This is a genomic window from Sorangium sp. So ce836, from assembly GCF_028553905.1.
In the GTDB taxonomy this organism is placed as follows: Bacteria; Myxococcota_A; Polyangia; order Polyangiales; family Polyangiaceae; genus Sorangium; species Sorangium cellulosum_D.
The window spans coordinates 2,599,467-2,620,001 of the sequence record NZ_CP102233.1 but is presented as its reverse complement, the minus strand read 5'-3'; the positions used below and the strand labels follow the sequence as shown (position 1 = coordinate 2,620,001).

Annotated in this window: 17 protein-coding genes; 3 read left to right on the top strand and 14 right to left on the bottom strand. The window is 72.0% G+C overall.

Features of this window, described 5'->3' with window-relative positions; all coding sequences use genetic code 11:
* Positions 1-8: 8 nt before the first annotated feature.
* The 9 genes from NQZ70_RS09395 to NQZ70_RS09355 form a co-directional block, all read right to left on the bottom strand.
* Positions 9-284, bottom strand: a complete 276-nt coding sequence (locus NQZ70_RS09395; protein ID WP_129573918.1) for a hypothetical protein — start codon at positions 282-284, stop codon at positions 9-11.
* Positions 285-299: 15 nt separating this feature from the next.
* A complete protein-coding gene (locus NQZ70_RS09390; protein WP_129573917.1) occupies positions 300-1,013 on the bottom strand; it encodes a YcnI family protein in 714 nt (237 codons plus the stop codon).
* 109 nt (positions 1,014-1,122) lie between these two features.
* Entirely contained in the window at positions 1,123-1,827 is a 705-nt protein-coding gene (locus NQZ70_RS09385; protein ID WP_129573916.1) for a response regulator, read from the bottom strand.
* Between the two features lie 16 nt (positions 1,828-1,843).
* Positions 1,844-4,576: a sensor histidine kinase KdpD gene (locus NQZ70_RS09380; protein ID WP_129573915.1), complete on the bottom strand. Its 2,733-nt coding sequence runs from the start codon at positions 4,574-4,576 to the stop codon at positions 1,844-1,846.
* Positions 4,577-4,590: 14 nt separating this feature from the next.
* Positions 4,591-5,163 (bottom strand): potassium-transporting ATPase subunit KdpC, encoded by a 573-nt coding sequence (gene kdpC / locus NQZ70_RS09375; RefSeq protein WP_129573914.1) that lies wholly within the window; start codon positions 5,161-5,163, stop codon positions 4,591-4,593.
* Positions 5,164-5,183: 20 nt separating this feature from the next.
* Positions 5,184-7,370, bottom strand: a complete 2,187-nt coding sequence (gene kdpB, locus NQZ70_RS09370; protein WP_207217788.1) for a potassium-transporting ATPase subunit KdpB — start codon at positions 7,368-7,370, stop codon at positions 5,184-5,186.
* Positions 7,367-9,109 carry a potassium-transporting ATPase subunit KdpA gene (gene kdpA, locus NQZ70_RS09365; RefSeq protein ID WP_129573913.1) on the bottom strand — a complete coding sequence of 581 codons (1,743 nt, stop codon included), beginning with the start codon at positions 9,107-9,109 and terminating at the stop codon, positions 7,367-7,369. The genes kdpB and kdpA overlap by 4 nt, the downstream gene beginning before the upstream one ends.
* Complete coding sequence (kdpF, locus tag NQZ70_RS09360; RefSeq protein ID WP_129573912.1) at positions 9,106-9,198, bottom strand: K(+)-transporting ATPase subunit F; 93 nt, start codon at positions 9,196-9,198, stop codon at positions 9,106-9,108. Before kdpF ends, kdpA begins: the two co-directional genes overlap by 4 nt.
* A 250-nt stretch (positions 9,199-9,448) precedes the next feature.
* On the bottom strand, positions 9,449-9,712 hold the full coding sequence (locus NQZ70_RS09355) for a hypothetical protein (RefSeq protein WP_129573911.1): 264 nt from the start codon (positions 9,710-9,712) through the stop codon (positions 9,449-9,451).
* A gap of 295 nt (positions 9,713-10,007) precedes the next feature.
* Here NQZ70_RS09355 and NQZ70_RS09350 point away from each other — a divergent pair, with 295 nt between their 5' ends.
* The gene (locus tag NQZ70_RS09350; protein ID WP_129573910.1) at positions 10,008-11,108 is read left to right on the top strand and encodes a sulfite oxidase; all 1,101 of its coding nucleotides are present in this window, start codon (positions 10,008-10,010) and stop codon (positions 11,106-11,108) included.
* Between the two features lie 182 nt (positions 11,109-11,290).
* Here the strand turns inward: NQZ70_RS09350 and NQZ70_RS09345 are convergent, their stop codons facing one another.
* Complete coding sequence (locus NQZ70_RS09345) at positions 11,291-12,373, bottom strand: VCBS repeat-containing protein (RefSeq protein ID WP_237245171.1); 1,083 nt, start codon at positions 12,371-12,373, stop codon at positions 11,291-11,293.
* A gap of 457 nt (positions 12,374-12,830) precedes the next feature.
* Between NQZ70_RS09345 and NQZ70_RS09340 the strand changes: the two genes are divergently transcribed.
* A complete protein-coding gene (locus NQZ70_RS09340) occupies positions 12,831-14,324 on the top strand; it encodes a hypothetical protein (protein ID WP_207217787.1) in 1,494 nt (497 codons plus the stop codon).
* Between the two features lie 93 nt (positions 14,325-14,417).
* Here NQZ70_RS09340 and NQZ70_RS09335 read toward each other — a convergent pair whose 3' ends face one another.
* The 3 genes from NQZ70_RS09335 to NQZ70_RS09325 form a co-directional block, all read right to left on the bottom strand.
* Positions 14,418-15,044, bottom strand: a complete 627-nt coding sequence (locus NQZ70_RS09335) for a hypothetical protein (protein WP_129573909.1) — start codon at positions 15,042-15,044, stop codon at positions 14,418-14,420.
* A 236-nt stretch (positions 15,045-15,280) separates the two neighbouring features.
* The gene (locus NQZ70_RS09330) at positions 15,281-16,087 is read right to left on the bottom strand and encodes a hypothetical protein (RefSeq protein ID WP_129573908.1); all 807 of its coding nucleotides are present in this window, start codon (positions 16,085-16,087) and stop codon (positions 15,281-15,283) included.
* Positions 16,084-17,499 carry an AAA family ATPase gene (locus NQZ70_RS09325; RefSeq protein WP_129573907.1) on the bottom strand — a complete coding sequence of 472 codons (1,416 nt, stop codon included), beginning with the start codon at positions 17,497-17,499 and terminating at the stop codon, positions 16,084-16,086. The genes NQZ70_RS09330 and NQZ70_RS09325 overlap by 4 nt, the downstream gene beginning before the upstream one ends.
* Positions 17,500-17,688: 189 nt before the next feature.
* Between NQZ70_RS09325 and NQZ70_RS09320 the strand changes: the two genes are divergently transcribed.
* Positions 17,689-18,519, top strand: coding sequence for a GNAT family N-acetyltransferase (locus NQZ70_RS09320; RefSeq protein WP_129573906.1), 831 nt, complete (start codon positions 17,689-17,691; stop codon positions 18,517-18,519).
* Between the two features lie 84 nt (positions 18,520-18,603).
* Here the strand turns inward: NQZ70_RS09320 and NQZ70_RS09315 are convergent, their stop codons facing one another.
* Positions 18,604-20,295 carry a hypothetical protein gene (locus NQZ70_RS09315; RefSeq protein ID WP_129573905.1) on the bottom strand — a complete coding sequence of 564 codons (1,692 nt, stop codon included), beginning with the start codon at positions 20,293-20,295 and terminating at the stop codon, positions 18,604-18,606.
* Positions 20,296-20,535 lie beyond the last annotated feature (240 nt).

Below are 20,535 nucleotides of genomic sequence, written 5' to 3'. Positions count from 1 at the left end.
GCGCGGCGCTAGCGCACCGGCGGCTTCAGGTCGTCCGGCAGCCTGCCGGTGGGCGGCCGCGGCAGCTCGGGCGGGCGCTCGAGCGGCGACGCCGGTGACGCCGCGTCCGGCCCGGCGTCGAGATCGCCGCCGGCGTCGGGCTGGCCGCCGGCGTCGGTCTTGCCATCGGCGTCGGGTTTGCCGCTGTCGCCCGCGTCGCTCCCCGGAACGGGCGGGAGCGGGCGCGTGTCGTCGGTGCAGGCGCAGAGCGCGCAGGCGGCGATCAGGAGGAGCCAGGCTCGCATCGTCTGGCTCCCCGCTCAGTACTTGACCCAGATCTCGGTGCCGGGATGGATCGCCGTCAGCACCTCTGTATCCGGTTCGGTCGTGATCAGGCTCTGCGTGTTCGGATTGGGGCTGTAGGCCGCCTTCCCCGCCCAGACGATCAGCGCGTCCTTGAAGACAGCGAAGTCGTGGACATGCTCGTTCACCGTGTACTTGTTCCACCCGGGTGAACGCGGCGGAAGGACCGTCAGCGACGGCGCTGGATTCGTGGTCGGGGTGCCCGCGTCCGCGTCGTGGTTTCCGTGCTCGCCGGAGGTATCCACCCATTCGGCGATGGTCTCTGTGCCATCCGGGGTGCGGCAGGTCTGGGTGGTGGGGAAGAACAGCGTCTTGAACGGCGCGTCCGGGACCTTGAACCGCACGGTCAGCTTGTAATAGCTGGTGTCCGCCGGAAGCACGTCTTCAACGGGCTTGGTCCAGACGACGGCGGTGACGTTGCCCTCGGCGTCCTTCTCCAGGACGGCCTTGCCGAACGTGCTGTCCAGCGGCCGGACCGACGTCACCCCGGTTGGGATCTGGACCTTCACCCGGTAGGTGTCCGCGCCGTCACAGCCGTGGCCGACACCGAAGGTGGCCTCGTGGGTGGCGCCGGCGAACGCGGGGCCCGACACGGAGATGTGCGCGCGGGCGGCGGTCGCGGCGAACAACGAGCCTGCAACGAGCAGGCAGCTCTGGAACACCCTCTTCATCTCAAGCACCTCCACCGAGGAAAGCTCGAACACTCTAGTAGGGCCGCCATTCCTTGGAAATGCGACCTGTTGTCGCAGGCGCCCGCGACGCATCGCGATCGGCGTCGGCTCAACCCCCCTTCAGCCGATAGCCCACGCCCGGCTCCGTGATGAGGATCTGCGGCCGCGCGGGATCGCGCTCCAGCTTGTGCCGGAGCTGCGCCATGTAGACGCGCAGGTAATGCGTCTGCCCCGCATACGCCGGGCCCCATACCTCTCCGAGGAGCTGGCGGTGCGTCAGCACCTTCCCCGCGTGCCGGATCAGCGTCGTCAGCAGCTTGTACTCGATCGGCGTCAGATGGACCTCCTCGCCCGCCCGCAGCACGACCCGGCGCGCGAGATCGACCTCGACGTCCTGCACCTTGAAGCCCGCGCTCTCGGCCTGCGCCCCGCGCGCCGCGTGGGCGGCGTGGCGCAGCGCCACGCGCAACCGCGCCAGGAGCTCTCCCGCGCTGAACGGCTTCGTCAGGTAATCGTCGGCGCCGCCGTCCAGGGCGTCGATCTTGTCCTGCTCCTGTCCGCGGGCCGAGAGCACGATGATCGGGACGGCGCTCCACTCGCGGAGCCGCCGCGTCACCTCCAGGCCATCCATGTCCGGGAGCCCCAGATCGAGGAGCACGAGATCCGGATTGCGCGTCGTCGCCTGGGCGATCCCCTCGCCGCCCGTCTCCGCCTCCACGAGCCGATAGCCCCGGGCCGCCAGCATCGCGCGGAGGAACCGCCTCATCTGCGGCTCGTCCTCGATCAGCAGCACGAGGGGGGAGGCGTCCGACATTCTCTCTGCCACGTTATCAACCGCCCGCAGCCGCGGGCAGCTCCGGGCCGGCAAGATCGGGAGGGCGGCCCTCGATCGGCAACACCACACGGAAGATGGCGCCCCCCTCGGGGCGGTTCTCCGCCGTGATCCGCCCGCCGTGCGCGGCCACGATGCCGCGGCAGATCGTGAGGCCGAGGCCGAGCCCCTGCCGGCCCTGACCGCGTCCCCGGTAGAACTTCTCGAAGATCGCCTCCTCCTCGCCGGGCGCGATGCCCGGACCGCGATCCTTGATCTCCAGCACCGCCACGCTCCCCTCGGTGAACCCCCGGATCGCGATCGGGCTGCCGGCCGGCGAGTACTTGAGCGCGTTCTCGAGCAGGTTGATGAGCACCTGCTCCATCAGCACCCCATCCATCGGGACGAGCCCTGTCGCCCGGTCCAGCTCGATCGAGACATGCCGGCCCTCGAGGTGCTCCTCGACCCGGTTCAGCGCGGCGCCGACGACCTCCTCGAGCGGCAGCCACTCCTTCTTGACCGCGAGCGCCCCGGACTCCAGCCGCGTCATGTCGAGCAGGTTGCGCACGAGGCGCTCGAGGCGCCGCGCCTCCTCCAGCACCGTCTGCGTCAGATCGCGCCGGACGGCCGGGTCGAGCGCCGCCCCCTCGTCCTCGTCGTCGAGCAGCGCGCCCGCGGCGCCGGTGATCGTGGCGAGCGGCGTCCGCAGATCGTGCGAGACGGAGCTGAGGAGGGCGTTGCGGAGCTCCTCGGCCTGCGCGCGGAGCTGCGCGCGCTGGGCCTCCCGCGCGAGCAGTGCGCGCTCCAGCGCGAGCGCCGTCTGCGCGGCGAAGGCGCCGAGCAGCTCGCGCCGGCCGAGGTCGAGGAACGACGACGGCGGGCGCGGGCGGACGCTGAGGACGCCGATCGGCCCGGAGGAGCCCTGGAGGGGCAAGTGCATCGCGCCCGCGCTCGGCAGGGTGTCGGTCCCGGCGCCCGCGGCCTTGCCGCGCGCGTACGCCCACTCCGCGACCGCCAGCTCCGGCGCGCTCGCGGCCAGATCGTCGGCCGTGCCCGCGCGGACGGCGAGCCGCCCGTCGGGGCCAGGCAACAGGACGGCCGCGTCGGCGTCGAAGACGTCGCGCACGTGGCGCGCCGCCGCCAGGCCGAGCGCGTCGATCCCGCGCAGGGCGGCCAGCTCCTTGCTCATCGCGTAGAGCGCCGCGGTGCGCTGCTCGCGCTCGCTGGCGCTCGCGGCCTGGCGGCGGATGCGCGCGGTGAGGCTGGCGATGACGAGGCCCACCCCCAGCATGATGGCGAACGTGAGGAGGTACCCGAAATCGCCCACCGCGAACGTCAGGTACGGCCTTACGAAGAAGAAATCGAAGGCGGCGACCCCCAGCACCGACGCGAGCGCCGACGGCCCGGCGCCGAAGCGGCTCGCGACGAAGGCGACCCCGAGCAGATACACCATGATGAGGTTCGCCCGATCGGAGAACGGGTGCATGAGCCACGAGGCCAGCGTGCAGAGCGCCACCACGCCCGCGCTGAAGGCGTAGGCCAGCGGCCTGGCCGGGCGCCGCTCCGGCGGCCCGGGATCCGGCTTCGGAGCCTCCGCCGTCCCCTGGATGACGTAGACGTCGATGTCGCCGCTCTGGCGCACGAGATCGTCGAGCAGCGAGCCGTAGACGAAATCCTTCCATCGAGGGTGGGTCGGCTTGCCGACGACGATCTTGCAGACGTTGTGGCGCCTCGCGTACCGCAGGACCTCCGCGGCGACCTCCGCGCCGTGGAGCTGTGCCGGGACGGCGCCGAGGCGCTCGGCGAGCGCGAGGTGCCGGTCGACCCGCTCGCGGTCGGCCTGCGAGAGCCGCGCCTGCGCCGGCGTCTGCACGTAGACCGCGTGCCACTCGGCCTTCAGGCCGCCGGCCATCCGCCGCGTCGCCCGGATCAGCCGCGCCGACATGGGGCTCGGGCCCACGCAGACGACGATCCGCTCGGCGACGGCCCAGGTCTTCTGGATCCCGTGGGCGCGCATGTAGCCGCGCATCTGGTCGTCCACGCGCTCGGCGGTGCGCCGCAGGGCGAGCTCGCGCAGGGCGATGAGGTTGCCCTTGCGGAAGAAGCTGCTCGCCGCTCGCTCGATCTGCTCCGAGAGGTAGACCTTGCCCTCGCGCAGGCGCTCGAGGAGGTCGTCCGGGGGGAGGTCGATGAGCTCGATCTCGTCGGCGCGCTCGATCATCGAGTCGGGCACCGTCTCCCGGACCACGACGCCGGTCACCTGCGCCACCACGTCGTTCAGGCTCTCGATGTGCTGGACGTTGACGGTGGTGTGGACGTCGATCCCGGCGTCGAGGAGGTCCATGACGTCCTGCCAGCGCTTCGCGTGCCTGAGCCCCGGCGCGTTCGTGTGCGCGAGCTCGTCGACGACGAGGAGCTTCGGGCGGCGCTTCAGCGCGGCCTCGAGGTCGAAGTCCCGCAGCGCCCTGCCTCGGTGCTCGACCTCGATCGCGGAGAGGCGGGGCAACCGCGGAGGTTGATCGAGGAGCGCCTCCGTCTCGGCGCGGCCGTGCGTCTCGACCCAGCCGACGACGACGTCGACGCCCTCGTCGCGGAGCGATCGCGCCGCCTTCAGCATCGCGTACGTCTTGCCGACCCCGGGCGCGGCGCCGAAGAAGATCTTGAGCTTGCCCTGCCGCTCGCGCGCCTCCTCCTCGCGCGCCGCCGCGAGCAGCGCCTCGGGATCCGGCCGGTCGTCGCCTGCGTCCGCCAAAGCGCGCGCCCTCCTCAGCGGGCGCCGTCGAGGGCGAGGTTCAGGAGGAGCACGTTCACGTGGGGCTCGCCGAGGAGCCCGAGCAGCCGCCCCTCGGTGTGCCGCGCGACGAGCCGGCGCACCTGGTCCTCGGGGAGGCCGCGCGCGCGCGCCACGCGGCGCACCTGGTACGCCGCCGCCGCGGGGCTGACGTGCGGATCGAGGCCGCTGCCGGAGGCGGTCACCAGGTCGGCCGGCACCGGCGCGGCGCTCTCCGGATCCGCGGCGCGGAGCGCGTCGATCCTGGCCTTGACCAGCTCGGCCAGGGCGGGGTTCGTGGGCCCGAGGTTGCTCCCGGCGGAGGCCTGCCCGGCGTAGGGCACGGGGCTCGTCGCCGAGGGGCGCCCCCAGAAATAGCGAGGATCGTCGAACGGCTGGCCGAGCAGGGTCGAGCCGGCCACGCGGCCGTCCGCGATCACGAGGCTGCCGTTCGCCTGCCGGGGGAAGGCGGCCTGCGCGATCGCCGTCGTGAGCAGCGGGTAGGCGACCCCCGTGACGGCGGTGAGGACGGCGAAGAGGACGAGGGCGGGTCGCAGGTGCGCGAGCATAGCGTTCCTTCCCTGGGTCATCAGGCGAGGTCGAGGGCGGAGAGGAGGAGATCGATGAGCTTGATGCCCACGAACGGCGCGACGAGCCCGCCCAGGCCGTAGACGAGCAGGTTCCTGCGGAGCATCCGCTCCGCGCCGACGGACCGGTAGCGGATGCCCCGGAGCGCGAGCGGGATGAGCGCGACGATGATGAGCGCGTTGAAGATCACCGCGGAGAGCACCGCGCTCCGCGGCGTGGCGAGCCCCATCACGTTGAGCCGCCCGAGCGCGGGGTACGTCGAGACGAACGCCGCCGGGATGATGGCGAAGTACTTGGCCACGTCGTTCGCCAGGCTGAAGGTCGTCAGCGCGCCCCGCGTCATCAGGAGCTGCTTGCCGATCTCGACGATCTCGATGAGCTTGGTCGGGTTCGAGTCGAGGTCCACCATGTTCCCCGCCTCCTTCGCGGCCTGGGTGCCGGTGTTCATGGCGACCGCGACGTCCGCCTGCGCCAGCGCGGGGGCGTCGTTCGTCCCGTCGCCGGTCATGGCGACGAGCCGGCCGCCCGCCTGGTACTCGCGGATGAGCGCGAGCTTGGCCTCGGGCGTGGCCTGCGCGAGGAAGTCATCGACGCCGGCCTCGGCGGCGATGGCCGCTGCGGTGAGCGGGTTGTCGCCCGTGATCATCACGGTCTTGATCCCCATGCGCCGCAGGTCGCCGAAGCGCTCCCGGATGCCGCCCTTCACGATGTCCTTGAGGTGGATGACGCCGAGCACCGCGCCGCCCTCGACGACCACGAGCGGCGTGCCGCCCTTGCGGGAGACGGCCTCGGTCACCGCGCGGACCGCGGCCGGGACCGCGCCGCCCTTCTCCTTGACGTGGGCCTCGATCGCCTCGACGGCGCCCTTCCTGATCTCGCGCGCGCCGTAGTCGACGCCGCTCATCCGGGTCTGCGCGGAGAAGGGGACGAAGCGGGCCCCGAGGGCCCCGAGGTCGCGCTCGCGCAGGCCGTGCTTCTCCTTCGCGAGCACGACGACGCTGCGCCCCTCGGGGGTCTCGTCGGCGAGCGACGCGAGCTGCGCGGCGTCGGCGAGCGCCCTCGCCTCGACCCCGTCCGCCGGGATGAGCTCCGTCGCTTGCCGGTTGCCGAGCGTGATCGTGCCGGTCTTGTCGAGCAGCAGCACGTCCACGTCGCCGGCGGCCTCGACGGCGCGGCCGGACGTGGCGATCACGTTCGCCTGGATCATCCGGTCCATGCCGGCGATGCCGATCGCCGAGAGCAGCCCGCCGATCGTGGTCGGGATCAGGCACACGAGCAGCGCCGTGAGCACGGTGATGCCGATCGGCGTCCCCTGCCCCGTCTGCTGGACGGCGAAGATCGAGTAGGGCAGCAGGGTCGCGGTCGCGAGGAGAAAGACGATGGTGAGCGCGGCGAGCAGGATGTCGAGCGCGATCTCGTTCGGCGTCTTCTTCCGCTTCGCCCCCTCCACCATCGCGATCATGCGGTCGAGGAACGCCTCGCCAGGGTTCCTGGAGATGCGGACGATGAGCCAGTCGGACAGGACGCGCGTCCCGCCGGTGACGGCGCTCCGGTCGCCTCCGCTCTCCCGCACGACCGGGGCGCTCTCGCCGGTGATGGCGCTCTCGTCGACCGAGGCGACGCCGACGACGACGTCGCCGTCGCCGGGGACGATCGCGCCCGCCTCGACGAGCACGAGGTCCCCCTTCCGGAGGCTCGACGCGGAGACCGTGGTCCGCGGCGCGTCGCGCTCCGGGGAGGCGAGCTTCACGGCCTCGACGTCGCGCCGCGCCTTGCGGAGCGCGTCGGCCTGCGCCTTGCCGCGCCCCTCGGCCACGGCCTCCGCGAAGTTCGCGAAGAGCACGGTGAACCAGAGCCAGAGCGAGATGGCGAGGATGAACCCGGCCGGCGCCTCGCCCTGGCCGGCGAGCGCGTGCACGAACAAGGCCGTGGTGAGCGCGCTCCCGGCGAGGACCACGAACATCACCGGGTTGCGCACCTGGTGGCGCGGGTCGAGCTTGCGGAACGCGGCGGCGATCGCCGGCCTGAGGATCGCCGGCTCGAGGAGCGGCCTCGCGGCGGTCTTCTTCCCCTCGACGTCGCGCGACGGGTGGCGCGACCTCGGCGGCGGCGACAGCTCGGGGGGAGGAGGAGCGGGCGCGCCGCGCCTCTCGATCGCCTCGGCGCCGGAATGAAGGTTCAAGGTCATCGCGTCATCTCCAGGTGCTCGACGATCGGCCCGAGCGCGAGCGCGGGGACGAACGTGAGCGCTCCGACGAGCAGCACGGTGCCTGTCAGGAGCGCGACGAAGAGCGGCGTGTGCGTGGGCAGCGTGCCCGGACCGGCCGGGACGAGCTTCTTCCGCGCGAGCGAGCCCGCGAGCGCGAGCACGGGGACGATGACCGCATAGCGGCCGATGAGCATCGCGACGCCGATGGCGGTGTTGTAGAACGGGCTGTTCGCGCCGAGGCCGCCGAAGGCGCTGCCGTTGTTGTTGGCGCCGGACGAGAACGCGTAGAGCACCTCGCTGAACCCGTGCGGACCTGGGTTGAGCACGCCCTTCTGCCCTGCCTCGGTCATCACCGCGACGGCGGTGCCGAGGAGGACGGTGATCGCCGGGAAGAGCACGACCAGCGAGGCCATCTTCATCTCGAAGGCCTCGACCTTCTTGCCGAGGTACTCCGGCGTGCGCCCCACCATCAGGCCGGCCACGAAGACGGCGATGATGACGAACATCAGCATGCCGTAGAGGCCGGAGCCGACCCCGCCGAAGACCACCTCGCCGAGCTGCATGAGCCAGAGGGGCACGAGCCCGCCGAGGGGCGTGAAGGAGTCGTGCGTCGCGTTCACCGAGCCGTTCGAGGCCGCCGTTGTGGCGGTCGCCCAGAGGGCGGAGCTCGTGACGCCGAAGCGCGCCTCCTTCCCTTCCATGTTGCCGCCGGCCTGGAGCGCGCTCGCCGCCTGATCGACGCCGAGGCCGGAGAGCGCGGGGTTGCCCGCCTGCTCCGAGGCGATGCACGCGACGAGGAGGACCGCGAAGATGGCCGTCATCGCGGCGAGCACGGCCCAGCCCTGGCGCCGGTCGCCGACCATCCGGCCGAACGTGTGGCAGAGCGCGGCGGGGATGAGCAGGATCGCGAGCATCTCGAGGAAGTTCGAGAGGGCCGTCGGATTCTCGAGCGGGTGCGCCGAGTTCGCGTTGAAGAACCCGCCGCCGTTGGTCCCGAGCTGCTTGACCGCGATCTGCGAGGCCGCGGGGCCCATCGGGATCACCTGATGAACGACCGCATCGCCGCTCTGATCCTTGGCGGCCTGGAGCAGCGATGCGCCCTGGTGCGCGCCGAAGCCCTGCACGACCCCCTGGGACACGAGGAGGACGGCGAGCACGAGCGAGAGCGGCAGGAGGATGTACAGGGTGCTCCGGACGAGATCGACCCAGAAGCTCCCGACGGTATCCGCGGTCCTCCGCGTGATCCCGCGGATCAGCGCGACGAGCACGGCCATTCCGGTCGCCGCGGACACGAAGTTCTGCACCCCGAGCCCGGCCATCTGCGTCAGGTGGCTGAGCGTCGACTCGCCGCCGTACGCCTGCCAGTTCGTGTTGGAGGCGAAGCTCACGGCGGTGTTGAAGGCGAGATCGGGCGGGACGGCGGCCATGCCCTCGGGGTTCAGGGGCAGGACGCCTTGCAGCCGCTGGAGGGCATAGAGGACGATGAGCCCGGCCAGATTGAACGCGAGCACCGCGAAGGCGTAGTCCTGCCAGCGCATCTCCTGGTCGGCGCGCACGCCCGCGGCGCGGTAGATGAGCCGCTCGATGGGCCCGAGGACCGTCGCCATGATGCCGCGCTCGCCCTGGTAGACCCGCGCCATATAGGCGCCGAGCGGGGCGGAGAGGCCGAGGAGGACGGCCAGGTAGAGCGCTGGTTGAAGCGCGTTGCTGGCGGTCATGACAGGCTCTCCGGCCTGAGGAGGGCGAAGATCAGATAAACCAGGAGACCGAGGGCGAGGACACCCGAGATCCAGGTGAACGCAGTCATGGCGCTCAGACCCTTTCACAGAGCCGGATGAGCCCAGCAAACAGCGAGAAACAGAGGAGCGTCAATCCCAGGTAGACCATGTCCATGGCGACCTCATCGGGCGCTCCGGCGCCCGCGGCGATCGAGCGGGGCAGAAGGTAGTGCCCCTCAGGTCAAGAGGCTGTCAATCCAGGGAGGCGCGTCGTCAAGAAACCATCAAGACCGGTCATGGGGTCGAGCGGTCCGAGCGATCCCCGGGGCGCGGCAACCTTTACCTGTGCCGTCGCGGCCGTAACCAGTCTCCGAGCAGGTAGGGCACGAGGAGCGCGGCGAGCGCGGCCAGCGTGGCCGCGCCGCCGAACGTCTCGCCGCGCGCGACCGACCCGACCGTCGTGACCGTGCAGGTGAGCCAGGTGAGCAGGAAGATGGGGGCGAGATCCGCGTCAATCCGGGGGTCGTCCTCCGGGATCCGGGGGTGATCCTCTGCTGGCGCCCTGAAGGGCGCGGCGGCCACGGCTCTGCTCGGCGACTTCATGGCGGTGCTCTGCGGATGGAGGTCGATCGGCGATACCGGCAAGGTAGATCTTGGCGCGTCAAGATCCCCTCAGGGCATGCCGTCCAGGTATCAAGATCGCGCATCCCGACGCCCAGGCCCCCTCGACCGCGCCGCGGGCCCGCGCCTTCCGGCCAGCCGCCGTCGCCGGGACCCGCGATCAGCACGGCCCCGCAGCGCGCCTCACGGCCGATGAGGCCGGGCGCCCTCGGCACGCCCGTTGAATCCGCCTTGCTCGTTCGATCACCGGGCACGATCTGCCCGGAAGGAAACGCTCATGACGGACGAGGAGCGCGAGCGCGGAGCGACGGCGACGGCCGTGCCAGGGCTCATCACCCGGCAGAGGGACCCGGAGAACCTGGAGATGCCCTTCTCGGGCGTGCGCGATTTCCTCACGCCCGTCGAGCAACTCTATGTCCGCAGCCATTTCGACGTGCCGCACGCCGACGCGGCGACATGGCGTGTCTCCATCGAGGGAGCGGTGCAGCGTCCCTTCGAGCTCGCCTACGACGAGCTCTGCGGGCTCCCCTCGCGGACGCTCGTCGCGTTGCTCGAGTGCTCGGGGAACGGACGCCTCTTCCTCTCGCCGCCCGAGGCGGGCCTCCCGTGGGAGCTGGGCGCCGTGGGCAACATCGAGTGGACGGGCACGCCGCTCTGGCCGCTCCTGGAGCGCGCCGGCATCGAGGCCTCCGCCCGCGAGGTGGTGCTCGTCGGGGCGGATCAGGGCGAGCCGCGCGATCCCGAGCCGAGCACGCCGGGGCCCATCGCCTTTGCGCGCAGCCTGCCTCTGGAGAAGGCCTCGCGCGCCGAGGTGCTGCTCGCCCATCGCATGAACGGACATCCCCTGACGCCCATGCACGGATTCCCGGTGCGCGCGGTGGTGGCCGGCTGGTACGCGATGGCCTCGGTGAAATGGCTGCGGCGGATCGTGGTCGTGGATCGCCCGTTCCAGGGCTACTTCCAGACGCTCACTTACGCGCGCTGGGAGCGCCGGCACGGGCTCCCCAGCCTGGTCCCGGTGGGCGAGCTCCAGGTGAAGGCGCAGATCGCGCGGCCCGCGCCGCACGAGCGCGTGCGCGCGGGGTCGACGGTGCACGTGCACGGCACGGCCTGGTCGAGCGACGCCGCGGTCACGCGGGTGGAGCTCAGCGCGGATGGGGGCGCGAGCTGGCTCGAGGCGCGGCTGCTCGACGAGCCGTCGCCGTACACGTGGCGAAGGTGGGAGATCGCATGGCAGGCGCCCGCGCAGCCCGGGCGGTGCACGCTCATGGCGAGGGCGAGCGACGCGTGCGGCCGGACGCAGCCGATGGAGCGTGACCGGGATTTGCGGGACGGGATGATCAGTCATGTGCTGCCGATCGAGGTCGAGCTCGGCTGAATCGCCCTCGGGTCCGAATCTTGAGTAGATTCACTCGGCGCTGATTCCGACGAAGATCCTGGCGGTGATCTTCCTCCTGGCCATGATGGTGGCCGCGGTCGCGATGCTCTGGAAGCACCGCCCGCCCGTCGACGGCGAGCCGCGCGCAGGCACGGCGGGGCCGTGCTCACAGCGCGCGCGGGTCAGTCGGGGTCGTAGGGACCCAGGATCACCGGCCCTGGCGCGAGCAGCTGCGTGCCCTCCATGAGCCAGACCGCCGCCTGGTTCGTCCCGGCCTTGTACCAGAGCACGTCCCCCAGGTTGTCGAAGCTCACGTCGGTGCCGGGCAGCACCTCCCAGCCGCTGCCGAGCGGCCCCGGGAGCGCGGGCCCTGGCACGAGCACGTGCGTGCCCTCCATCAGCCACACGGCCATCAGGTTCTGCTCGGGGCTGTTCCAGAGCACGTCGCCCATGCTGTCGAAATTGACGTCCTCCGAGGTGACGATGCGCCAGCCCGGGCCGAGCGGCCCCGGGATCACCGGCCCGGGCACGAGCACGTGCGTGCCCTCCATCAGCCACACGGCCATCAGGTTCTGATCGATGTTGTTCCAGAACACGTCGCCCATGTCGTCGAAATTGACGTCTTGCGCGGTCGGCGCCACCCACCCCTCGCCGGGCGGTCCCGGGATGAACGGCCCCGGGTCGAGCAGGTGGTCGCCCTCCATCAGCCAGACGGTGATCAGGTTCTGCTGGGGGTTGTTCCAGAGCACATCCGCCATCCCGTCGAGGTTGAAATCGGTCACCGAGTGCACCTCCCACCCGCGGCCGAGCGGCCCCGGGATGACCGGCCCCGGCGCGAGCAGCTGGCTTCCATTCATCAGCCAGATCGCGACCAGATTCTGCTCTGCGTTCCACCAGATCACGTCCGACATGCCATCGAAGTTGAAGTCGCCCGCGTTGGCCGCCATCCATCCATCGCCGACCGGTCCCGGGATGAACGGTCCCGGCGCGAGGAGCCGGTCTCCTTCCATCAGCCATATGGCCATCAGGCTCTGTTCTTTGTTGTTCCAGAGGATATCCCCCATGCCGTCGAAGTTGAAGTCGTTCAGGCGGATGGCCTCCCAGCCGTAGCCGCTCAACCTCGGTGTCGCGACGCCGAGCGAGGGCGCCGGGGGCTCGACGGGCTCACCGTCTCCGGGAAGGTCGACGCCGGACGAGCAGGCGGCCATGGCGTGAACCGCGACGACCGCGCGCAGCGCGGCCCCTACAACCGCAGACCTCTTCACACTCGCCTCTCTTGCGCGTCGAGCACGGGCACGGGTGGCGGCCCGGGCAGCTCCGATCCGGCCGCTTGTGCGCGCCGCTCACGCGCACGGCGAGGGCGGCAAGCGGCAGTCCATCGTAACCATCCTTTGCGCCGGATCTCGGCGCGGCGCCCACATGCGAGCTTGCCCGGTCATTCCCCGCTTCTTGCATCGAGGGTCGCCGCATAGACACGCTGTGCTCATCGAGCCCGACGAGCGCCCCGGTCCCGGGGCGCTCGCTGGATCTCGTCAACGGCCCATGGCGCCTGCCCGCCGGTCTCCAGGAGGAGACGGTCGCCCGGGACGTCGGACGCCGAGGGGGCTCCGTTGCCCCTGCGCGCTCGTCGAGCCTGGGCGGCGCAGGCCATGTACGGTTCCGACCGCAACCTGGAGAGCGTAGATGTTTGCACCTGACGTAAGAATCACGCTCTGTACGGCGATGCTGCTCACTCCGTCCCTCACCTGCGTGGGCGCGCGCGAGGCGCCTGGGATCGCGGGTCCCGGCAGCGCGCACGCCGGGGTCGGCGAGGCCCGTGGGGCCCTCTGTTCCGGCCTGATGATCGCGAACGTGCTCGTCTCCCCGGAGACGTACCACTGGGAAGATCCCGCCCATCTGCTCACCGTGTCGGAGGGGTTCGGCCCGCGGATCCTCGACGCCGCCGTGTCGGCGAGCGTGGAGCCCTCCGTGAACGTCACGGGGACCGGCACGGGCACCTTCACGCCCCCGGAAACGCAGCCCTTTCCGGGCACGACGTTCATCCCTGGCATCGGCGCCCAGCCGGAGATACCTGGTCTGCCGGGCGTGCCGGTGACCGGCATACCGGGCCTACCGGGCGTGGTGGGCGCGCCGGGCACGCCGGGTACGCCGGGCTCTCGATCGCCCACGGACTTCCCGCCTTCCTGGGGCATGCCGGGCAACGGCGGCACCTCCGGCTACCCGCCTTTCTGGGACATGCCGGGCAACGGCGGCACCTCCGGCTACCCGCCTTTCTGGGACATGCCGGGCAACGGCAACACCTCGGGCACCTCGCCTCCCTGGGGCATGCCGGGCAACGGGGGCACCTCGGGCTACCCGCCTCCCTGGGGCATGCCGGGCAACGGCAACACCTCGGGCTACCCGCCTCCCTGGGGCATGCCGAGCAACGGCAACACCTCGAATGCTCAGCCCTCCTCGGGCACGCCGGGCAACGGCAACACCTCGAATGCTCAGCCCCTCTCGGGCATGCCGGGATTGGGCCTGCCGGGAGGCTGTACGCTCTCGAGCGAAGACATCTCCGCAGCGGTTGGATTCAGCGTGACCGCGAGCGTCACGGTCGAGGCCAGCACGTCCTACTTCGTCCCCACGGCCGCGTTTGGGCGGATTTCGGCGTATCCCGTCTTCCAGAGGGTCACCTGGGATCTCGTCAACGTCGGCGGCTGGAGCTGGGGAGTCCTCCCGCCAGGGAGCAGCCCTGTCGTGGCCTCGGGTGTCGTGCTCAAACCGATCGGCATCTATTTCTCTACGGACCGCATCTATGATCTTGCCTCGATGGGAGGGGGGGTGATCAGCCCGGGCCCGATCTTGGGTCCCCCGGGCGGCTCCGACGCGGGCGGCAGCGCTGGCACAGGCGGCGCGGCCGGCGCTGGCGGCGCTGGCGGCGCTGGCGGCGCGACCGGCGCTGGCGGCGCGACCGGCGCTGGCGGCGCGACCGGCGCTGGCGGCGCGACCGGCGCTGGCGGCGCGACCGGCGCTGGCGGCGCGACCGGCGCGACCGGCGCGACTGGCGCGACCGGCGCGACCGGCGCGACCGGCGCGACCGGCGCTGGCGGCGCGACTGGCGCGACCGGCGCGACCGGCGCTGGCGGCGCGACTGGCGCGACCGGCGCTGGCGGCGCGACCGGCGCGACCAGCGCGACCGGCGCTGGCGGCGAGGCCGGTGCTGGCGGCGCGTGACATTCACCATTCCGACGGATCAGCCGCATCCGGCGCTCTCCTGAGCGCCGTGGCCTCGCGGGGGTGGCTCCGCCGGCCCGGGGGGCCCCTTGCTCAAGGGCTGACCAGCTCGACCGGCGGAATGGATTCGCACGCCGTGTAGCTCAGGACGCTGACGTCGGCCCCGCGAACGGCAAGGCCCACGCAGCGCGCATGAGCATAACGGCCTGGTCCCATGCTTCGCCCGATCGTGACCTTGTATCGCGAGATGTGGCCGCGCCCGAAGATCGGCATGGACTCCTCGAGCCGGATCACATCCATGTGGTATCGCCAGCCCACGAACTCGACGATGCGCTGGAGACGATCGACGCCGAAGAGCTGCGCGTCGCCGAACACGATCCCCTCTGGATCCAGCAGGTAATCGTGCCGTCCGTTGTTGTCCCAGTACTCTCGCCCGGCGACGAGGTACCGAACCGCGAACCGCGCCGGCTCCGGATAATCGGCAGGATAGAGGATGCCGGAGAACACCCACCGCTCGGGAGAGCCCCACGGCGGCGCGGAATCATACCTGGCCGGAGCATCGCGCCATTCGCCGGTGGCGTCGCGGTAGTGGATGAGCACTTGCTTCTCATAGGCGATGTTGTCGACGAGAATCACGCCGGAGACCTCCGACACCGGAGGGTCGCCGCCGCGCTTGCGCGTCGCATGCGCAAGGCGAACGATGTCTGTCGTGCCGCTCATGGGGTCCCCCTCCCTCCACGCAGCACTCCCCGGGCCGGCGGGAGGTGGGCACCGGTGGCACACGCCTCCAGGGTGTCGTGGCGTTCGCCCGCATCGCGCCTGGGGCGTCGTGCGCCTGAGACGGCGCGCCCGCGTCCCACGCCCGGGCAACCCGGCCGTATCGGCCGCCCTGCGTCCCCCGGAGCGCGACACGGTCGCTCCTCGGGTGGGTCGTCAGGAGAGCTCCCCACCCTGGATCACGGCCGGTAGAGCTCGAGGCCCCACCGCTGCCGGATCCCCAGCGGAAAGTGATGGTCCAGGACGTCATGGGAGAGCGCCTTGAACGCCTGACGCGGATAGAACAGCTTCTTCAGGGCGGCTCGCCAGGCCCTCGCAGCGGCGCGGCCGTCTCCAGCGCGGATGGCCTCGCGAATCTCCTTCACGTGATGATCGACGAGGTCGGACACGTGATCTCCGTAGTCGGTCACGAGCGCGGGGCGATCGAGCTTGAGGACCTGGATGGTCCTCTTGCCCCTGCGACTCCCGCCGCGAGCCACGGGGATCCATTTCGTCTTCTTCCCCGCCTGGTGAAACGGCAAGAACTGGATGTAATCCATCGGATCGTCACTGCCCGCAGGATCGACGAGGAGGGCTCGCTCGGGCCCCGGTGGGCTGTGACCCACCGGCAGGATGCGGCTCCCCCGGCTGAGGGGGAATTTATTCTTCTTGTGCCTTCGATTGCATCTTGGGCAGGCGAAGAGGAGATTTTCCCACGTCCACGCCAGCCACCAGTAGCCGTACGTGGGGCGGTCCCCGCCGCGGTAGGCGCGGGTCTTGGGCCGGAAGTGCTCGACGTCGTTGTAGAGGCGGTCGACGCGCCGCTCGCAGTAGCAGCACGTCCGTCCCTGCGCTTTCCAGAGGTCGCAGCGAGCGATGTTGTACCGGTTGCCGAAGTCCTTCGCCGTCGGTGGCGCGTCCCGAACGATGGCCTCGAGCCGCTTCACCTCCACCTTGCGGATGGCCTCCAGCCCTTCCGGCTTCGGGCCTCGGTCCACGCGGATCACCGGCCCCGCGCCCTCTTCGCTGGCCGCCCCTCCCTCGCCCTGGTGCGGGACACGGGCTCCCACTCGGGCTCGACCCCGGCGGCGCGGAGCTTCTGCCGCAGCGCGACCATCTCCTGCTCCTCCGCATCCGATCGGCCAGGGTCGTTCGCGAGCAGGCCGTACCGCTGCGCGGCCTCGCCGAGGTCGGTCGGGTAGAGGCGATCGATCCCGAAGAACTCCTCGTATAGCTCGCTGCCGGTCATGAGCGCGGGCGACTCGCCGGTCTTCCGGGCGATCACGTCGCCGTCCCGGTTGCGGCCGAGCCGGATGATCTCGTCCTTCGCGAAGCCGGGGAGGACCATGGGCGAGTGGGTGGTCACCACGAACTGCATCCGCGGGAAGACCTTCTTCAACTTCGGCACCAGCTCGGCCTGCCAGCTCGGGTGCAGGTGGAGGTCGATCTCGTCGATGAGCACGAGGCCGCTCTTCTCCGAGGGATCCACGAGGGCACCGTCATTCGACCTCGTAGCCAGCATCTGAGTATCAGCCACGATCTGACCGATGAGGTCCGCGATCCAGGAGATCAGCCCCTGGTAGCCGTGGGACAGCCACGTCGCGGGCAGCTTGAACGTGGAGGAGCCCGAGCGCAGCTCGAAGAGGTGCGCTTCCACGAGGTCGGCGGCGCTCTTCACCCCGCCGCGGCGCCGGAGCTCCAGCCCGCGCACGCGCGGAAGCAGGCGGGAGCGGCGAAAGAGGGCATCGGACAGCATCTCGGCGTAGCGGGCCGGGTCGATGCCGAGGTCCTGGAAGATGTCGGCGAATCCGGTGCCGAGGATGGGGGCGCCGTCGAACAGGGAGTCGAGCCGGCTCAGCGTCGGATCGTCCGGACGGGCTGCGCCGTGCGGTTTAGGCAGGCGCCGGTTGACGCCGTACCCGGCCACGAACCACCACGGCGCGCCGATGGCGCGGGCTTCGCGCAGGGGGCCCGGGTCGGCGTTGAGCGTCGGATCGAGGTCTTCCTGTGGATGCGCAGAGGGATCCCCGTAATCGGACGAGCCCACGAAGACCTTCCATTTGGGCGCCAGGCTGAGTCGGCTCCGCAGGAACTTCGGCGGCTGGCCCAGCTTGCCGCTCCAGCCCGGGTATATGCGCGAGCGCTTTTCGGGCAGGGGCCCGAACGCGAAGCTGGCTGCGATCTCGAGAGCCTCGTCCGGGTGCCGCCGGTCCGGCAGCGACGGGATGTCGGCGAGCTGGTTGGCCCGGTCGGGGCCGCTGGCCGCGAGCGCGATCGCCTGCAGGATGGAGGTCTTGCAGAGGCCGTTCTCGCCCACGATGACGGTCCACATCCGCGGCTCGCCGGTGGAGGTGGTGAACGACAGCCGCAGATCGCGGAGCAGCTTGAGGTTCCGGATGTGGATCTCGCGGAGGTACACGGCGGCATCCTAGCGCAACGGGCGCGTGGGTGTTGCGGGCCGTGCACCACGGCTGAAGGCACAAGGCTCGGCGAGTAGTATTTCATCCTTCCCGCTTCATCTCGTACCGTACTCAACCCCGCAGCCATGCCGCTGCGGGGACAGCACGACATGGCGCGCCCCCGTCGTTTCGTGTCATGAAGGGCCCCCATGATCACGACCTCGCTTGCCGGCATCCCGGCGAAGCAGCTCGCGGCGGCCGCGGACGACAACCTCGCCGTCCACTCGAGCTGGGCGCAGGAGCATCTCCCCGGCGCCCACGTCGAGCGCGACGCCGGCCTCGTCCTCGTCGACTCCGGGCTGCCCTGCGACACCTTCAACTTCGTCCTCCGCGCCCGCCTCGACGCCGCCACGGCAGCGGCCCGCGCGGCGCAGGCCATCGACCACTTCCGCCGCGCCGGCCGCCCCTTCTCGTGGTGGGTCGGCCCCGCGGACGAGCCGGAGAACCTCGGCGATCTCCTCCGCGCCGCGGGGCTCGAGGCCGCCGAGTCGGAGGTCGCCATGGCCGCCGATCTCCACGCGCTCCGCGCCGATCCCGCGCCGCCGCGCGGCCTCGAGATCGCGCGCGTCAGGACCCCGGCGCAGCTGCGCGACTTCGCGCGCCTCCTCGCGGCCAATTGGACCCCGCCCGATCCCTACGTGGCGCAGTTCTACGAGATGGCCGCCCCGGCGCTCCTGTCGGACGACGCGCCGCTGTGGCTCTACGTCGGCTACCTCGGCGACACGCCCGTGGCGACCTCGGAGCTCGCCGTCGGAGGCGGCGTCGCCGGCCTGTACAACATCTCGACCCTCCCGTCCCACCGGCGGCGGGGGATCGGCCGCGCGCTGACGCTGCGCCCGCTCTTCGACGCGCGCGCGGCCGGGCTCCGGCTGGCCATCCTGCAGGCATCGGCCGACGGGCTGGGCCTCTACGCCCAGGTAGGCTTCGTCGCGACCGGCCGGATCACGGAGTACAAGCCGCCCGGCGAGGCCGCCCCCTGAGGGCAGCCCGCCGGGGTCCTCGGCGCGCGCAGCGCCCGCAGCTCGACGCCCACAGCTCGACGCCCGCGGCGCAGCGCCCTCGCCTCAGCGCGCCGCCCGCCCGATCTCCTCCGCCGCCCGCGCCCGCTCCTCCGCCGCCTTCGCGAGCGGCCCCGCGAGGAGCGCCTGCGCCTCGCGGAAGCGCGCGGCCACGTCGGCCCAGTAGCTCGGATCCGCGCCCTGCGGCGCCGCGATCTGCTTGATCAGCGCCGCGTCGTACGCCGCGATGCCCGCGTACGGCGAGGCCGGCTTCGCGCGCGCCACCCAGTCGAGCGCCGCGAGATCGCCCAGGCCGAGCCCGGTGAGCGGCGCCCGCCGCATCATGAGCGCCGCGTCCTCGGGGCCGTTGCGCAGGCCGAGGGCGAGCGCGAGCAGCATCGTCGCCTCGGGCGGGCGCGCGGCGCCCTCGGGCCGCGCGGCGAGCAGCGCCGTCGCCTGGTCGAAGTCCACGGCGCGCCAGTACAGCCGGCCGAGCTCGAGCCGCGCCCGCGCGTAGAGCTGCCGCGCCTCGGGCGAGAGCTCGGCAGAGCGCAGCGCCGCGCGGTGCTGCAGCGGGACGCCGCGGTCCAGGAAGACGCGCAGGAGCTCGGGCCGCGCCGCCATCTCGGCCGGGATCAGGCGGCCCGCGTAGTACGTCGGCAGCCGGGCCGCGAGTCGCAGGGCCGCCGACGCGGGCGCGGCCGCCGGGAGCGGCGGCAGCTCCAGCGCGTCGAGCGCGTCGACGCGGCGGCCGCCGTAGAGGCGCGAGAGCATCGCGCGCGCGCCGTCGACGCGGGCGTCGCGGAGCACGCCGACCGACGAGAGCTCGCGCAGGCCGACCAGCGCGGCGTCGCGGCCGCGGCTCTTCCAGGGCTCCAGCAGCTGATCGAGCTCGCCGTAGTAGACGTTGCTGAGCTCCGCGTCCTTCCGCATGGCGTCGGGCAGCGGCGCCGACCTGACCGCCTCGACGAGCCGCATGTCGGCCCGCCCGGACTCCACGGCGACGATGCCCTTCGCGTAGAACGGCAGCTCGATCCCGAGCCGCCCGAGATCCTCGATCGCGCGGGCCTGGTCGGTCACCCACGTGAAGAGCGGCCCCTTGGTGAACGCGACGACGCGCTGGGCGTCGTAGGGCGGCCGCAGCGCGGGCGGCTCGGTCGCGGTGCGCGCGAGCCGGGCGGAGAGCGTGAGGCCGAGCAGCACCTGGTAGAGGTCGCCCTTGAGCGTGGCGGGCGGCGCCTCGAGGTACGGCACGGCGATGGCGTCGCCGCACCCGGCGGGCGCGAGCTCGGCCCGGAGCGCGCGCGCGAGCCCCGCCTCGAGGCCCGCGCACGCCTCGACCCCCGCGAGCCGCGCGTCGCGCTTCGCGGCGTCCTCCTCGGCGAGCGCGGCGTCGAGCGCGTCGAGGGCGCCCCCGACATCGCCGCAGGGCCGCGCGGGCGCGACGGGGGCGCGCCGCGCGAACGCCGCGCAGGCGGCCGGCGGGGCGGGCACCCCGGCCGGCGCCGGGGGCACCAGCGCGGCCTTCGGGTCGAACGGCGCCTGCTTGAGGAGCGGCAGGAACTCGTCCTTGAGCGTGCCGTGGACGGCGAAGGCCTCCTGCTCGGGGAGCGGAGGCGGCGGCGGGGTCGCCGCGCGGGCGTCGCCCGGCGGGACGGGCGCGTGCGCCGCGGGCGGAGGAGCCGCGGCGCACGCCGCGAGGGAGAGCCCCATCGCGGCGGCGAGGGCGGAGAAGATCGGGCGGGGGATCGAGCGCATCACGTCTCCTTGGACACGGGCGATCCGCAAAGGTTTCGCCGAGGGCCGGCGGGCGGCCGTCGGGACCCGAGCGGTGCGCGGTCGTGGATATCACCGCGGCGGCGGGGGCGGGGACGCAAGGTGACGATCGGGGGAGCGACCGGCCCTCCATCGACGCGCTCGAAGGGAAGCGCTGGCGCCCGGCCGCGCGTATTGCGCGCCTTGAAGGAGCCGCAGGGCGCATGGCGAGGCTCGCCGCCG